Source organism: Citrobacter rodentium NBRC 105723 = DSM 16636 (genome assembly GCF_021278985.1).
GTDB classification, from domain to species: domain Bacteria; phylum Pseudomonadota; class Gammaproteobacteria; order Enterobacterales; family Enterobacteriaceae; genus Citrobacter_A; species Citrobacter_A rodentium.
The window spans coordinates 5,165,240-5,180,859 of sequence record NZ_CP082833.1 but is presented as its reverse complement, the minus strand read 5'-3'; the positions used below and the strand labels follow the sequence as shown (position 1 = coordinate 5,180,859).

12 protein-coding genes are annotated in these 15,620 nt (G+C 58.5%); 6 read left to right on the top strand and 6 right to left on the bottom strand.

Going from position 1 to position 15,620, the window contains the following annotated elements:
* Positions 1 to 31: 31 nt before the first annotated feature.
* From K7R23_RS24635 to K7R23_RS24620, 4 genes are all read left to right on the top strand, one after another.
* On the top strand, positions 32 to 1,327 hold the full coding sequence (locus K7R23_RS24635) for an MFS transporter (RefSeq protein WP_012904737.1): 1,296 nt from the start codon (positions 32 to 34) through the stop codon (positions 1,325 to 1,327).
* A 22-nt stretch (positions 1,328 to 1,349) separates the two neighbouring features.
* The gene (locus K7R23_RS24630; protein ID WP_012904738.1) at positions 1,350 to 2,396 is read left to right on the top strand and encodes a 4-hydroxythreonine-4-phosphate dehydrogenase PdxA; all 1,047 of its coding nucleotides are present in this window, start codon (positions 1,350 to 1,352) and stop codon (positions 2,394 to 2,396) included.
* Positions 2,393 to 3,226 carry a sugar phosphate isomerase/epimerase family protein gene (locus tag K7R23_RS24625; protein WP_012904739.1) on the top strand — a complete coding sequence of 278 codons (834 nt, stop codon included), beginning with the start codon at positions 2,393 to 2,395 and terminating at the stop codon, positions 3,224 to 3,226. Before K7R23_RS24630 ends, K7R23_RS24625 begins: the two co-directional genes overlap by 4 nt.
* A 218-nt stretch (positions 3,227 to 3,444) precedes the next feature.
* The gene (locus K7R23_RS24620) at positions 3,445 to 4,494 is read left to right on the top strand and encodes an NAD(P)-dependent alcohol dehydrogenase (protein WP_012904740.1); all 1,050 of its coding nucleotides are present in this window, start codon (positions 3,445 to 3,447) and stop codon (positions 4,492 to 4,494) included.
* An 11-nt stretch (positions 4,495 to 4,505) separates the two neighbouring features.
* Here K7R23_RS24620 and K7R23_RS24615 read toward each other — a convergent pair whose 3' ends face one another.
* From K7R23_RS24615 to paoA, 5 genes are read right to left on the bottom strand one after another with little or no spacing between them, the layout of a single operon-like run.
* A complete protein-coding gene (locus K7R23_RS24615; RefSeq protein WP_012904741.1) occupies positions 4,506 to 5,075 on the bottom strand; it encodes a nucleotidyltransferase family protein in 570 nt (189 codons plus the stop codon).
* On the bottom strand, positions 5,072 to 6,007 hold the full coding sequence (locus K7R23_RS24610) for an XdhC family protein (protein ID WP_012904742.1): 936 nt from the start codon (positions 6,005 to 6,007) through the stop codon (positions 5,072 to 5,074). The genes K7R23_RS24615 and K7R23_RS24610 overlap by 4 nt, the downstream gene beginning before the upstream one ends.
* Before the next feature lie 9 nt (positions 6,008 to 6,016).
* Complete coding sequence (gene paoC / locus K7R23_RS24605; RefSeq protein ID WP_012904743.1) at positions 6,017 to 8,215, bottom strand: aldehyde oxidoreductase molybdenum-binding subunit PaoC; 2,199 nt, start codon at positions 8,213 to 8,215, stop codon at positions 6,017 to 6,019.
* 3 nt (positions 8,216 to 8,218) lie between these two features.
* Positions 8,219 to 9,151: an FAD binding domain-containing protein gene (locus K7R23_RS24600; protein WP_012904744.1), complete on the bottom strand. Its 933-nt coding sequence runs from the start codon at positions 9,149 to 9,151 to the stop codon at positions 8,219 to 8,221.
* Entirely contained in the window at positions 9,148 to 9,720 is a 573-nt protein-coding gene (paoA, locus tag K7R23_RS24595; protein WP_012904745.1) for an aldehyde dehydrogenase iron-sulfur subunit PaoA, read from the bottom strand. The genes K7R23_RS24600 and paoA overlap by 4 nt, the downstream gene beginning before the upstream one ends.
* A 372-nt stretch (positions 9,721 to 10,092) precedes the next feature.
* On the opposite strand from paoA, the gene K7R23_RS24590 reads away from it, so the two are divergent.
* Positions 10,093 to 11,646, top strand: coding sequence for a peptide MFS transporter (locus K7R23_RS24590; RefSeq protein ID WP_012904746.1), 1,554 nt, complete (start codon positions 10,093 to 10,095; stop codon positions 11,644 to 11,646).
* Positions 11,647 to 11,667: 21 nt separating this feature from the next.
* On the opposite strand, the gene K7R23_RS24585 is transcribed toward K7R23_RS24590, so the two are convergent.
* On the bottom strand, positions 11,668 to 11,979 hold the full coding sequence (locus K7R23_RS24585; RefSeq protein ID WP_160291586.1) for a hypothetical protein: 312 nt from the start codon (positions 11,977 to 11,979) through the stop codon (positions 11,668 to 11,670).
* Positions 11,980 to 12,049: 70 nt separating this feature from the next.
* On the opposite strand from K7R23_RS24585, the gene K7R23_RS24580 reads away from it, so the two are divergent.
* A complete protein-coding gene (locus K7R23_RS24580; protein WP_012904747.1) occupies positions 12,050 to 15,121 on the top strand; it encodes an autotransporter outer membrane beta-barrel domain-containing protein in 3,072 nt (1,023 codons plus the stop codon).
* Positions 15,122 to 15,620 lie beyond the last annotated feature (499 nt).

Here is a 15,620-nt window from a genome sequence, read left to right as displayed (position 1 = left end):
CATCGCAATGATAATATTGCAGGATACACTTATGAATATGATGAAAAATAAAAGCACAAAGATCCTGGCGCTGTTTTGTGCTCTTTCTTTTCTGATGTATGTAGACCGGGTCAATCTGTCTGCCTCGGCGGCATTAATTAAAGAGGAGATCGGTCTCGATAATACCGAACTGGGCATTGTCTTCTCAGCGTTTGCTTATACCTACCTGGTTTTCCAGATTATCGGCGGTTGGTTTTGCGATCGCTTCGGCGCGAAACGAACCATTATTATCTGCGGCAGCATCTGGGTTGTCGCGACCATATGCACGGGCTTTGTCGGCGGTTTTGCCTCGCTGTTTTTCAGCCGTCTCTTATTAGGTATTGGGGAAGGTGCGGCGTTGCCCTCGCAGGCGCGCGCCATTTCCTTCTGGTTTAAAAAGGAAAAACGCGGATTCGTGCAGGGGCTGACGCATTCATTCTCCCGCTTTGGTAATGCCGTCACGCCTTCCTTAGTGGCGCTGCTGGTGCTGGCTCATTCCTGGCGTTTTTCATTTATTGCGCTCGGAGTACTGACCGCTATCTGGCTGCTGATGTGGATTGCCTGGTTTCGCGATACGCCGCATCAGTTCACACAATTAAGTAAAGAAGAGCTGGCGCAATATCCGCAGGCCGATCCGGACGTGTCGGAAAAGGTAAAAGAACCTACTCCGTGGGGCGCGCTGTTAAAACGTATGGGGCCGACAATGGGCGTCTATTTTTGCTACGGCTGGACGGGATGGCTGTTTTTTACCTGGCTACCGACATTTTTTATGAGTGGCCGCGGCATGGATATTAAATCGTCAGCGCTGTTTACTTCCGGCGTCTTTCTTTCCGGCGTGGTGGGAAATACCGTTGGCGGCGTCCTGAGCGATTATATTTATAAACGTAGTGGTAATGTCGTCGCGGCGCGGCGCAACGTTATTATATTCAGTTTTCTGAGCGCGCTGTTACTCCTGATCCCGGTTATTCTCTCATCGTCAATGACTGTGATTACTTTGTGCCTGGCCGTCGCCTTCTTCTGTCTTGAATTAACTATCGGTCCTATCTGGGCGGTGCCGATGGATATCACGCCCAAACATGTGGGTATTGCCAGCGGTCTGATGAATGCGGGCTCCGCCGTCGCAGGGATCATTTCTCCGATTCTGTTCGGCGTCATCATCGACAGAACCGGCAACTGGAGCCTGCCATTTTATGGCTCTGTCGTCCTGCTGATGGTGGGCATCATCCTGACCTTCTTTATGCGTCCGGATATTCCGTTGCAGGAAAAGAGAGGCCGTACCGACGCGCATCCGCAAGTCAGCCATCCGTAACCCCAGTTATTAAGGAAATATTATGTCTTTACCTGTCATTGCTATGGTGCTCGGCGATCCCGCTGGCGTTGGCCCGGAACTGGTCGCTAAAGTGCTCTCCGATCGCGCATTACTGCAGAAAGCGCATTTCATCCTCATTGCCGATCGCGACGAAATGAAAAAAGGTATGGCGATCGCTGGCCGTGAATTCCCGTGGCGCGACGTTGCCGCGCCGACAACGGCGGATCTCACCGTTGGCGAAGCGCTGTTGATTCACCATCGCTGTAGCCATCCGGCGCCGTTTGAGTACGGCAAAGCGACGGCGCAAAGCGGCGTGTATATTCTGGAGACGCTGAAAAAAGCGCTGGAGCTCACGCAGTCAGGGCTTGCACAAGCTATCTGCTTCGCGCCGTTAAACAAACAGGCCATGCATATGGGCGGACTGGCGTTCCGCGATGAGCTTCACTGGTTTGCCCATCAGCTGGACTGGACGCCGTTTTGCTGCGAAGTGAATGTCGTTGACAACGTATGGGCCGGACGCGCGACGTCGCACATTCCGTTTCGCGATATTGTGAGCAACCTGTCCATCGACGGGGTGCTGGACACCATCACCCTTATGCACAACACCCTGCGTCAGGCGGGGTTCGCCACGCCCCGTATTGCGGTGCAGGCGCTGAATCCACACGGCGGCGAGAACGGGCTGTTCGGCGACGAAGAGCAGACCATCATTCGTCCGGCGATGGAGAAAGCGCGTCAGCAGGGGATCAACGTCTTCGGACCTTATCCCGCAGATACCACCTGGAAGGCGATGCAAACCGAGAAACTGGACGCGGTCGTTTCGATGTATCACGACCAGTTTGCCACCGCCTTAAAAATGCTGGGCTTTGAGCGCGGCGTGACGGTGCAGGGCGGCCTTCCCGTACCGATCACGACAGCGAATCACGGCACGGCCTACAACCTGTATGGTCAGAATGCGGCAACGCCGTCCGCTTTTGAACAGGCGGTGCTGTTAGCGATACGTATGGCGAAAGGAAGCCAGCAGACGCGGCAGATAGCGCCCGCTCCGGTCGCTGAGGAGGAGAAACAGTGAGCTTACGCATCGGTGTGAACACCGCGATGTTTGATGGTCTGGACCCCGACATTGCCTTTGCCACGATAGCGGAGGCGGGATTTCACTCTGTTGAGCTGGCGTATAACCAGGGATATGTCGGTGGCCTGAGTCCTGAGCTGTTCAGCGCGCGCCATGCCGATCGCATTCTCGCTCTCCTGGAGAAGCACCGCCTGACAACCCACACGCTGGGCGCCACGATGAATCTGGCCGCTGACGATGCCATCGCAGACTTTAGTCAGCGGATTCGCTTCGCTGAGATGATTGGCGCCAGGCGGCTTACGGTGTGCCTGGGGCGTCGCGCCGATCGCGAATTGATTATCGAGCGGCTGAAGGTCCTGGCGGACGTCGCCCTGGCGCATCAGTGCGTCATCTGTATTGAAAACGGCGGCGATCCGGGCTTTGATCTGTTCGCGCTGGCGGAAGATGGCTTTGCGATATTAGAGGCGGTAAACAGCCCTGCGCTGGCGTTTAATATCGACGCCGGCAATATGGTGTCGCTATGCCCGCAGGTCGATGCCATTGCGCAGGCGCTGGCGATGATGCCAGCTGCCGCGCATTGTCATATTAAAGACGTCAGCGTCCGCCAGGGAGAGTTCTTTTTCCCCGCCATTGGCGAAGGCGACCTTAATTATCCGCCGTTGCTGGATGCCCTGGCGGAACAGGGCATCCCTTGCAGCTTTGAAATCCCGCTACGGATGCACCGCCGCGGCGACAGCTATCCCGAGCGCGCTTCCCGCCCCGTTCCGCCAGCGACCAGCCTCGCCGTTCTGCAACGCTCACGCCAGACCCTGCTGCCCTGGCTTGAATAAGGCGGGGCTATGTATGTCAGGGTGAACGCTGACAGGGTTATAGCTGAGGGGATTGTCACTTTGTGCTTATCCGGCCAGCGGACATAGACAAATCAACGCAACTTTTATAAACCGGATAGCTGGCCGGTTTTCTTGCCGGTCAGGGAAAGGTTCCGTCCCGCTGTACTAATCTTAAGGTCATCCCCCAGTCACACCATAACCAGGCAGGAGTGAACACAATGAAAGTCAAAGCTATTGGCGCCTATTCGGCAACGCAACCGCTGGAGTCGATGGATATCTCCCGTCGCGAACCGGGCCCGCATGATGTGCAAATTGAGATTGCCTATTGCGGCGTCTGCCATTCCGATATCCACCAGGTGCGCTCAGAGTGGGCGGGCACCCTCTATCCATGCGTGCCGGGCCATGAAATTGTCGGGCGCGTGACGGCGACGGGGGAGCAGGTTGAAAAATATCAGACGGGCGATCTGGTCGGCGTAGGCTGTATCGTCGACAGCTGTAAACACTGTGGCGACTGCGATGACGGGCTGGAGAACTACTGCGACCATATGGTTGGCACCTATAACGGCCCGACGCCAGATGCGCCAGGCCATACTCTCGGCGGCTATTCGCAGCAGATTGTCGTTGATGAGCGCTATGTCTTACGGATAACCCATCCGGAATCACAGCTGGCTGCCGTCGCGCCGCTGCTGTGCGCGGGCATCACCACTTACTCGCCGCTGCGCCACTGGCAGGTCGGGCCGGGGAAAAAAGTGGGCGTGGTCGGCATTGGCGGGCTTGGTCATATGGGGATCAAGCTGGCGCATGCGATGGGCGCGCACGTGGTGGCTTTCACCACATCGGAATCTAAACGTGACGCCGCGAAAGCCCTCGGTGCCGACGAGGTGGTTGTTTCGCGTAACGCTGAAGAGATGAAGGCCCATCTTAAGAGCTTCGACTTCATTCTGAACACGGTCGCGGCGCCGCATAATCTGGACGCCTTTACGACGCTGCTGAAACGCGATGGCACCATGACGCTGGTGGGCGCGCCGGCCACCCCGCACGACTCGCCGGAGGTGTTTAACCTGATCATGAAGCGCCGCGCGATTGCCGGTTCAATGATCGGCGGCATCCCTGAAACCCAGGAGATGCTCGATTTCTGCGCCGAACACGGCATCGTCGCCGACATCGAAATGATCCGCGCGGAGCAAATTAACGACGCCTACGAGCGGATGCTGAAAGGCGATGTACACTACCGTTTCGTGATTGATAACGCTACGCTGACCGCCTGAGGCCACACCTCTTAACGCCGCATCCGACAGGGTGCGGCAGCGTCATGCAGCCTGCTTGCCGCCAGCAGATCGGCAACCGTATCGATATCATGCGTTACGCCGGGGTCGGCAAGCGCAAGATCCAGCACTTCACCGCACGCGCGCGCCGCTTTTACCACCGTTCTGGCTCCCACGTCGCCGTCAAGCGCCGCCAGAAGGGGGAACCAGCGACGGGAAAAGCCGACCGGATGCCCCGACAGCTGGCGATAGCGGGGGAGCACTACCGATTTCTGGCAAAGCGCCTGCGCCACGGCGCGCAGGGAAGCGGGGCGGATAAGCGGGAGATCGCCGGGCAGAATTAACCATCCGTCCGCATCTGCCGTCGCGCGAACGCCCAGCGAGACAGATTCTCCCATACCGCGCGTTCCGCCTGCGGGCCTGACCAGATGGCCGCGCAGTCCGGCCTCTGCCACCGCCCGGATGACGTGTTCCAGAACGGAATAAGCGCCAAGCGGCGTATCCAGCTTATGCGTCGTCGCGCCGGAGGCGAGAAACCGCTCGCCTTTGCCCGCGGCAAGGATAATCACCACTGGCGGATTCATCCGCTTTCTTCCCCTTGCAGACGCGCCGCCGCTACGTCCGCCAGCACCGACAGCGCCAGCGAACGGGCGTCGCGCGCCTGCGGGAAAATGCCGACCGGGGCTTTGATACGGGCGATATCCGCCTCGCGCCAGCCCTGTTCAACCAACTTCGCCACCCGCTTACGGTGGGTGCGACAGCTGCCCAGCGCGCCGATATAAAACGGCTTTGCCGCCAGCGCCGCCTGCAAAACCGGCAGTTCGCGATCGAGATCGTGCCACAGCAGGATCACCGCCGTGTCGGCGTCCGGCATCTGCGGTAGCGAAGCGTCGGCGCACAGTTGGACATCGTAGCCCGCCGCCTCAGCGAGCAGGGCGGTGGACTGCGCCTCGACGGAGCGGCCAAAAATCATTACCCGAACGCAGGGGCGAAAACCCTGCACAAACTCGTCGTCACGCCAGCGCGCGCGGGCGTAGCCGGGCTGCATGTGCAGCGTTTGCGTCGCAGAGTTGTAGCGCAGGCTGGCCGACTGGCGCTGCTCCAGCGCCTTCAGCACCGCCAGCAGCGGCTGCGCCGAGCGGAGCTTATGAATGCGCAGGGTAATCCCGCCGCCGCAGGGTAGAACGATGTCGAACCACGGCGAACCCGCGCCATAGCGCACCGTGCGATCCTGACCGCTGCGGATGACCTCCAGCGCTTCAAAGGCAACCGCCGACTCCACGCAGCCGCCGGAGACAAAGCCGCAATAGTGACCGTCCTCGCGAACGGCCATCTGCGCCCCCAACGGGCGCGCCGCGCCGCCCGTAATCTCAACCAGCGTCACCAGCGCCGCCTCCATACCGGCGGCTAGCGCCTCCCGCGCGAAGCGCAGCACATCCCGACCATCGTCGGTAAGAAAAGCGACCTGCGGATCCCTGACCGCCTCTGCCGTCAGGCCGGTAAGCGATTGCTGCATCCTCTCTCCTTATACCGCATCCGGTAGCGCGCTGAGCAGTTTGTCCAGCCTGATCGGGTAATCGCGCACCCGCACGCCGGTGGCGTTATAAACGGCATTGGCGATGGCGGCGCTGACGCCGCACAGCCCCAGCTCGCCGACGCCTTTGGCCTTCATCGGAGAGGAGATGGGATCGGTGTCCTCAAGGAAGATCACCTCCTGCTGCGGAATATCGGCATGGACGGGCACTTCATAGGCCGCCAGATCGTGATTAACGAAATAGCCCTGCCGGGTATCCACCGCCAGCTCCTCCATCAGCGCCGCGCCGATCCCCATCGTCATTGCGCCAATCACCTGGCTGCGGGCGGTTTTCGGGTTCAGAATGCGGCCTGCGGCGCAGACCGCCAGCATCCGCCGCACGCGGATCTCGCCGGTCGCCACGTCAACGCCGACCTCCACAAAGTGACCGGCAAAGGTCGACTGCTGGTATTTCTTCGCCAGATCGCCAAACTCAATGGTATCTTCCGCGCTGAGGGTGCCGTTTGCCGCCGCCTCGCGTAGCGCTACGCTGCGTCCGTCGGCGTGGATTTTTTCTTCCGCAAAGGTCGCCGTCGCCGGGTCAAAACCCAGCGTCGCGGCTATTGTTTCGCGCAGTTTTACACAGGCGGCATAAACGCCCGCAGTAGAGGTATTCGCTCCCCACTGGCCGCCGGAACCGGCGGAGACCGGGAAGGCGGAGTCGCCCAGCCGTACCTCGACCTTCTCCAGCGGCAGCCCCAGCATCTCGGCGGCCGTCTGGGCAATGATGGTGTAGCTGCCGGTGCCGATGTCGGTCATGTCGGTTTCCACCGTCAGCGTACCGTTGGCATGGAACTGCACCCGCGCGCCGGAAGGGACGACCACGTTGTCGCGATAGCCCGCCGCCATCCCCATGCCGATCAGCCAGTTGCCGTCGCGAACCTGTCCCGGCGTGGCGTGACGATGCTGCCAGCCGAAACGTTCAGCGCCGGTGCGCAGGCATTCGATTAACTGACGGCGCGAGAAAGGGCGCTCTGGATTGGCCGGGTCAACCTGGGTGTCGTTAAGAATGCGGAATTCAACCGGATCGACGCCCGCCCTGATTGCCATCTCATCAATGGCGATTTCCAGCGCCATCAGGCCCGGCGTTTCGCCCGGCGCGCGCATGGAGTTGCCTTCCGGCAGATCGAGATGCGCCAGCCGCAGCCCGGTGTGGCGGTTCGCGCCAGCGTAAAGGAATTTACTCTGGTTTACCGCCGTCTCCGGCGAGCCGCCCGGCAAATTTCCGGACCAGCTGTCATGGGCGATAGCGGTGATCCTGCCCTCGCGGTCGGTGCCGATGCGAATATGCTGAATGGTCGCCGGACGGTGAGTGGTATTGTTAGGAATGACCGGACGCGGCACCATCACTTTCACCGGGCGATTGACCGCCCGGGCGCCCAGCGCCGACAGCAGCGCGTCGCTGCGCAGAAACAGTTTGCCGCCGAAGCCGCCGCCGATATAGGGCGATATCACGCGGATATTCTCTTCCGGCATCTTCAGCGTGGCGGCAAGATCGGTTCGCGCCCAGTTAATCATCTGGTTTGAGGTCCAGAGAGTCAGCTTATCGCCTTCCTGGATAGCCATTGAGGCATGAGGCTCCATCGCCATATGGCTCTGATCGGGCGTGGTGTAGATGGCGTCGAGCTTCACTTCCGCCGCCGCCCATGCGCTGGCGAAATCGCCGACGTTCTGATCCGGCTGATCCTCCGGCGGGGTGGTGACTGACGGCTTCTCTTGCGCCAGATCGTACGCGCCCGGCTCGCGCTGGTACTCCACCTGTACCAGAGAGGCCGCCGCGCGCGCCTGTTCGAAGGTTTCCGCCACCACTAACGCGACGGCCTGCTGGTAATGTTCGATTTCCGGACCGCCCAGCAGCGTGGCGGCGTTGCGTTCGCCTTTGCCGAGTGGCCCGGCATTCTCAGCGGTCACTACGGCCAGCACCCCCGGCGCGTTCAGCGCGGGCTGGATGTTCATGGAGACAATCCGCCCCTTTGCAATCGCGGAATCCACGATATAGCCGTACGTCGCGTCGGGGGCAATATCGTGCCATTCATACGCATAAGGCGCGGTGCCGGTGGTTTTACGCGGCCCGTCGATGCGATCGTGCGGACGTCCTACCACCTTCATCTGGTCGATGGGGTTGGTGCCTGCCGGTTCTTCAAATTTCATCGCTTATCTCCTCGCTTCGCTCAGCACCGAGGCGAGCGTGCGCTTCGCCAGCTCCAGTTTGTATGCGTTATCGGCGGTAATATGGGCGTCAGCAAACAGCACGTTACAGACGGCCTGCGCACCATGCGGCAGCTGCGCGTCGGCTTCGGTCAGTCGCCACGGCTTGTGCGCCACGCCGCCGAACGCCACGCGTCCGGTGCCGTCGGGCTGCATGATGGCGGCAACCGACACCAGCGCGAAGGCGTAAGAGGCGCGGTCACGAACTTTGCGATAGATATGCGTACCGCCCGGCGGCGGCGGGAGCGTGACGGCGACGATCAGTTCGCCCGCCTGCAACACGGTTTCCAGATGGGGCGTATCGCCCGGCACGCGATAAAAATCGGCAAGCGGAATCCGCCGCTCACTGCCGTCCGGGTTGACCGTCTCGACAACCGCGTCGAGCAGGCGGCTGGGATGGGTGGCGATGCAGGCGTCGCTGACGCCAACTATCGCCAGCTGGCGGCTGTAGCCGTCACGGGCGGCGCATCCGCTGCCGGGCGAGCGTTTATTACAGGGCTGGTGGGTGTCATAAAAATAGGGGCAGCGAGTGCGTTGCAACAGATTGCCAGCGGTGGTGGCCTGATTGCGCAACTGCCCGGAGGCTCCGGCCAGCAGGGCGCGGGAGAGCACCGCATAGTCGCGGCGGATGCGTTCATCGGCAGCCAGATCGGTATTGCGCACCAGCGCGCCGATCCGCACTCCGCCGTCAGCGGTTGCCTCAATCTGGTCCAGTCCCAGTCCATTAACGTCGATCAGATGTTCAGGCGTTTCAATTTCCAGCTTCATCAGATCGAGCAGGTTGGTGCCGCCCGCAATAAATTTCGCATTAGCATGACGCTGTGCGCCGAGCGCGGCTTCGGCGGGCGTGTTCACTTTTTCATAGCTAAAAGCTTTCATGATTTCAGCTCCCCGGCGGCGTCTTCAATGGCGGCGAGGATATTGCTGTAGGCCCCGCAGCGGCAGATATTGCCGCTCATGCGTTCGCGGATTTCGTCAGCGCTCATCTCCGGCGGAGAAACCAGATCCAGCGTGACGTGGCTGGGAATGCCCTCTTCGATCTCTTTGAGCATCGCCACCGACGAACAGATCTGCCCCGGCGTGCAGTAGCCGCACTGGTAGCCGTCATGCCGGACAAAAGCGGCCTGCATGGGATGCAGATCGTCAGGCGTGCCGAGCCCTTCAATAGTGGTGATTTCGGCGCCCTCATGCATTACCGCCAGGGTCAGGCAGGCGTTGATCCGGCGACCATTCAGCAGAACGGTACAGGCGCCGCACTGTCCGTGATCGCAGCCTTTTTTGCTGCCGGTGAGGTGCAGATGTTCGCGCAGGGCGTCCAGCAACGTCGTTCGGGTGTCCACGGTTAACTGCTGCGGTTCGCCATTGACGTTCAGCGTCAGGGAAAGGGTTTCAGGTGGCGGCGTTACGGGTAAATGATTCTCACCCTGAGTATTGCCTTGGTTGCTCATGCCAGGCCTCCGGTATGCAAAAAAAAAGAATAAGAACGTGTTTTTAACGTTTACTTCGGGCGTTTTTTAAACATTAAGCATAGACGGCGCGACCGATGGGAATAGTCTTAAAACGAGCGGGGGCTTTTGCTGCGCGGGCGTTAACCAGAGAAAGTCAATCAAAATCCATTTTTTGCCAACAGAAAATCTGTAAAACCGGACAATGGTCGAGTTTTTGCCTTAAAGATCCCCCTTAGCCACTGGACAAAACTGCTGTATGGTTATCAAATGGTTAAATAATATTTCGCCGAATGTAATCTCCGGTCTGATTTTTCAGGAACGGCGGCAATCCGGCGGCTGCACACAATACGACACACCATTTCGGGAGAAATTATGCATTCCTCTGTTAATAAAAACGAAAGCCGGACGTTCTTCGGCCATCCTTATCCGCTGGGGTCGTTGTTCTTCACGGAAATGTGGGAACGCTTTTCGTTTTATGGCATTCGTCCATTACTGATTCTGTTTATGGCCGCCACCGTGTATGACGGCGGGATGGGGCTGGCGCGTGAAAACGCCTCCGCCATCGTCGGGATTTTTGCCGGTACGATGTATCTGGCCGCGCTGCCGGGCGGCTGGCTGGCGGATAACTGGCTCGGCCAGCAGCGGGCGGTATGGTACGGTTCGATTCTTATCGCGCTCGGCCATCTCTCTATCGCGCTCTCCGCCTGGATGGGTGATAACCTGTTTTTCATCGGCCTGATGTTTATCGTGCTCGGTTCCGGCCTGTTCAAGACCTGTATCTCGGTGATGGTCGGTACGCTGTATAAAAAAGGCGACGCCCGCCGCGACGGCGGTTTTTCACTGTTCTACATGGGTATCAACATCGGGTCGTTTATCGCGCCGCTGATCTCCGGCTGGCTGATTAAAAGTCACGGCTGGCACTGGGGCTTTGGTATCGGCGGCATCGGAATGCTGGTGGCGCTGATTATCTTCCGGCTGTTTGCCGTTCCGGCGATGAAGCGTTACGACAGCGAAGTGGGGCTGGACTCCACCTGGAACAGCCCGGTGGCGAAGAAAAACGGCGTGGGCGCATGGCTGCTGGCGCTGGCGGTTGGCATCACTATCCTTGTGACTCTGATTGCGCAAGGGGTGATTGTCATTAACCCGGTGGCGGTGGCCAGTATGCTGGTGTACGTCATTGCCGCTTCGGTGGCGCTGTACTTTATTTATCTGTTTGCCTTTGCCGGGCTGACGCGTAAAGAGCGCGCCCGACTGCTGGTTTGTTTTATTTTGCTGGTTTCCGCCGCCTTCTTCTGGTCGGCCTTCGAGCAGAAACCGACCTCCTTTAACCTGTTTGCCAATGACTACACCAACCGGATGGTAGGCGATTTTGAAATTCCCGCCGTCTGGTTCCAGTCGATCAACGCCTTGTTCATCATCCTGCTGGCGCCGGTCTTCAGCTGGGCATGGCCCGCGCTGGCGCGTAAAAACGTGCGTCCCGGCAGCATCAGCAAATTCGTTATCGGCATTCTCTGCGCGGCGGCGGGCTTTGGCCTGATGATGCTGGCGGCACAAAACGTGCTGAGCAACGGTGGGGCGGGCGTGTCGCCGTTCTGGCTGGTGGGCAGCATCCTGATGCTGACCCTGGGCGAGCTGTGCCTGAGCCCAATCGGTCTGGCGACCATGACGCTGCTGGCGCCGGAAAGAATGCGCGGACAGATGATGGGACTCTGGTTCTGCGCCAGCGCGCTGGGCAACCTGGCGGCGGGGCTTATCGGTGGACACGTAAAGGCCGACCAGCTGGATATGCTGCCGGATCTCTTCGCACGCTGCTCTGTTGCGCTGCTGATCTGCGCTGCGGTATTAATGGTGTTGATTGTTCCGGTACGCCGGATGCTGGAAAATGCCCAGCAGAAGACGGAGCAAAAACCGATAACGCATGCCTGAATAACAATAAAACTTTTATTTTCAAACCGGTGCTAAAGGCGCCGGTTTATTTTTGCCATAAATAAAAAAGCATCTTCCGCAGTTTATCGCCATATAACGAAAAATCTTAAAGGGAGGAGGGGCAGGCGCGTTATTTCTTCTCTGTGATTTAAGAAATGATCTTTTCTTACTTTTCTGGTTTTTAATTCTTAATTTAAGATTATTTAAAGAATTTAGTTCTGCTTGTATTTTTGATTTCAGACTTACCATCTGGTCTGGAGTTAAGGTTATTTCATTTGAGATCCCCCCATTCAGACGGGAAAATAACCCCATCAAACCGGTTGCTGCTGGCAACCCTCTTTTAAGTAACTATCCCTCACGTATTTATGTCGTACAGGCAAGTGGGAATATTTGCCTGGAAAATATGTCTCGTCAGGTATCGGAGTACTTTTTAATTATGAAACCTGTGACGTCTTTTTATTTATTTAAACCCAGTAAAATCGCCTTATTATTGAGTTCGATTTTATCTGCCGCCTCGCTTCCGGTTTACGCCGAAGGCGAACGCATCGTTATCGATAGCCGCACGCCTGTGGCTGAACGCACGCTAACTATTGCCGATGGCGCCGCCATGGAATATATCGGCGTATCGGCAAGTGACGCCAGCGTTACGGTTAACGGTAAAATTGATATGGTCAGCCCGGAAGGCAACACCGGCGCCAGCGTGTATGTCAGCAGCGGTCTGCTGGATTTCGGTAAAGGCTCCACTATTGGCTATCAGACGCTCTCCAGCTCCGTCGCCGATGCGTTGCGGGTCTATGGCGGCACTTTTAAAGCCGAAGATCTCTCTATCACCCAGACCGGCGTCCCGACAATTGGCATTTCTGCCGACAACAGCGGGAATGTGGTCCTCACGGGCGACACCCGTATTGATATGACGATTACCGACCCGGTGACGGTATCGTCAAGCATTATGGCCTCCGCCATCACTTCATATCGGGATTCAACCATCGCGCTGGATAACCTGACCGTCAACTATGCTGACAGCAAAACTCCCGGCGACGTGGGCACCACGACCGTTGAGGCGCTGGAGTTCCGCGGCCTGAGCACGAAGGTAACCGGCGATATTAACGTCGATTTGCAGTCCACTTCCGCGATCTATCTGGAAGGGATGAACGTGGGCAGCAATGGTGATTTTGAAGGAGACACCAATATCCGTATTAACACCGCCACCGCGAGCAATGGGGTGAAAGGGCTGGTGCTTGAAGACCACTATGTGACCACGGCCAGACCCGGCAGAGAAAATAAGATCAACTTTAACGACGTGAATATCGACGTCACTAATAACGAAGACGCCTATACGTTTGCTTTAAACACCGGGCTCTCTTTCCTCGGCGAAGTCTCTGATTTGACGATGAATAATCTCAATATCAAGGTAGCGGCGCCCGGAGACACCAGCGTTATTGGCGCACTGTTTCACGGTAGCGAAGAGTCCAGCGTCAGGATTAACAATGTAGACATTTCGCTTACCGGCGGCGAAAGCACCAATATGTACGGCCTGCAGGGCGTGAGCGCGGAAGACATTGTGCTCAACACGCTGAACGTACAGACGCAGGGCGGCGACCGGGTGGAACTGTTACGCAGCACCAACGCGCGCATTCTCGGCGACGTTACGCTGGGCAGCCAGCAGGGGCTGGCGAGCGCGAAAGGTAATCTGCTCGCCATTTACGGTTCTGTCGATATCAGCAACAACAATAAGTTTATGGCGTGGGGCGATATTCACTCCGAAAGCGGGCATGTCGTCAACATTAAAACCGGCGACAACTCGTATCTCTACGGCAGCACGAAGAGAGTCTCTGACGGGGTGATCGATCTGGCCTTTAACGGCAGCAGCAGCCGCTGGGATATGACCAATTCTTCCAGCGTCACTAACCTGACGCTGAATGACGCGACGCTGAATTTTGCCCCGGCTATGGCGAGCAGCCGTAATCTGACCCGCGAGACGACGCCTTTTAAAACCCTGACGGTAGGCGGCGATTACGCGGGTAACAACGGCACTATCATCATGCGCACGCAGCTGGGTGATGACAGTTCTCAGACGGACCGGATGATCGTCAACGGCAACACCTCCGGTACCACCAATGTGACGGTAGTGAACGCGGGTGGCGCGGGCGGTCTGACCACCGACGGTATCGAACTGATCAGCGTGGCGGGAAATTCTGACGGCGAGTTCAGACAGAGCGGACGTATCGTGGCGGGGGCGTATGACTACACCCTGGCGCGTGGCGAAGGCCAGAATGAGAAAAACTGGTATCTGACCAGCGGCCTGACGCCGGAGCCGCAGCCGGAACCGGTAGACCCTGTGGACCCTGTAGATCCCGTTGACCCGGTTGACCCGGTTGATCCGGTTGACCCGAGCGAACCGCAGCCGGACCCGGCAAGCCCTGTCGACCCGACAGAGCCGGTTATCCCGCAGGCGCCGACTAAGCCTGAACCGCAGAAACCTTCTCCGGCCCCGCGTGAAAACGCGGTACGTCCGGAAGCCGGTCTGTACGGTATGAACCTGCAGGCGGCAAACACGATGTTCAACACCCGTCTGCACGACCGCCTGGGCGAAACCCATTACATCGATGCGCTGACCGGTGAGCAGGCGGTGACCAGCCTGTGGCTGCGTAACGTCGGCGGTCATACCCGTCAGCAGGACGGCAGCGGCCAGCTGGATATGCAGGCCAACCGCTATGTAATGCAGCTTGGCGGCGATATCGCGCAGTGGTCTTCAGACAACACCGACCGCTTCCACCTCGGTCTGATGGCAGGCTACGCCAACCAGAAAGCGCGGGCGGAAAACCAGCGTAACGGTAACCGCGCCGACAGCCGCATCAGCGGTTACAGCGTCGGTCTGTACGGCACCTGGCTGCAGGACAACGCCACCCAGGAAGGCGCGTATGTTGACACATGGGCGCAGTACAGCTGGTTTGACAACACTGTTTCCGGCCGCGGCGTGGAATCCGAAGAGTACGACTCGAAGGGCTTCACCGCGTCGGTGGAATCGGGCTACACCTGGAAACTGGCGGACATCAACGAGCGTAACGCGCTTTACATCCAGCCGAAAGCGCAGGTTACCTGGATGGGTGTGAAGGCGGACGAACATCGCGAAGCCAACGGCACCCGCGTGACAGGCCACGGCGACGGCAACGTGCAGACCCGCGTCGGCGTGCGTCTGTTCGGCAAGGGCCATAACAGGCTGGACGACGGTAAAGGCCGCACCTTCCAGCCGTTTGTTGAAGCCAACTGGATCCACAACAGCAAGGAGTTCGGCACCGCGCTGAACGGTGAGAACGTGACGCTGGACGGCACCCGCAATATCGGCGAACTGAAGGCTGGTGTTGAAGGCCAGCTGACGAAGAACGTCTCCCTGTGGGGCAACGTTGGTCAGCAGGTTGGTGACAAGGGTTACAGCGACACCTCTGCCATGATCGGTATTAAAGCGTCGTTTTAACGGCATTGCCCGGTGGCGCTGCGCTTACCAGGCCTACAAAGTCTCCCGTAGGCCGGATAAGCGTAGCGCCATCCGGCAAGGGAATCCCGCAGTGTCGTAGGCCGGATAAGCGCAGCGCCATCCGGCAAGTGAATCCCCAGTGTCGTAGGCCGGATAAGCGCAGCGCCATCCGGCAAGTGAATCCCCAGTGTCGTAGGCCGGATAAGCGCAGCGCCATCCGGCATGGGAATCCCGCAGTTTCGTAGGCCGGATAAGCACAGCGCCATCCGGCATGGGAATCCCGCAGTTTCGCAGGCCGGATAAGCGCAGCGCCATCCGGCAAGGGGATCCCGCAGTGTCGTAGGCCGGATAAGCACAGCGCCATCCGGCATTTACCAATAACCCTTACGCTTCTTTCCGCGATATTTCCTTTCTCCCGCCTCGCTATTTTCTGCCTTGAATATCGGTGGTTAACGTCTATTCTTAATGCTCAGGCAGGTTTTGCAATTAAGTATTAAAC

Bases quoted from the DNA above. Each gene is read 5' to 3' on its own strand.
- K7R23_RS24635 (WP_012904737.1), top strand. From the start codon at position 32: ATGAATATGATGAAAAATAAAAGCACAAAGATCCTGGCGCTGTTTTGT.
- K7R23_RS24630 (WP_012904738.1), top strand. From the start codon at position 1,350: ATGTCTTTACCTGTCATTGCTATGGTGCTCGGCGATCCCGCTGGCGTT.
- K7R23_RS24620 (WP_012904740.1), top strand. From the start codon at position 3,445: ATGAAAGTCAAAGCTATTGGCGCCTATTCGGCAACGCAACCGCTGGAG.
- K7R23_RS24615 (WP_012904741.1), bottom strand. From the start codon at position 5,075: ATGAATCCGCCAGTGGTGATTATCCTTGCCGCGGGCAAAGGCGAGCGG.
- K7R23_RS24610 (WP_012904742.1), bottom strand. From the start codon at position 6,007: ATGCAGCAATCGCTTACCGGCCTGACGGCAGAGGCGGTCAGGGATCCG.
- paoC (WP_012904743.1), bottom strand. From the start codon at position 8,215: ATGAAATTTGAAGAACCGGCAGGCACCAACCCCATCGACCAGATGAAG.
- K7R23_RS24600 (WP_012904744.1), bottom strand. From the start codon at position 9,151: ATGAAAGCTTTTAGCTATGAAAAAGTGAACACGCCCGCCGAAGCCGCG.
- paoA (WP_012904745.1), bottom strand. From the start codon at position 9,720: ATGAGCAACCAAGGCAATACTCAGGGTGAGAATCATTTACCCGTAACG.
- K7R23_RS24590 (WP_012904746.1), top strand. From the start codon at position 10,093: ATGCATTCCTCTGTTAATAAAAACGAAAGCCGGACGTTCTTCGGCCAT.
- K7R23_RS24580 (WP_012904747.1), top strand. From the start codon at position 12,050: ATGTCTCGTCAGGTATCGGAGTACTTTTTAATTATGAAACCTGTGACG.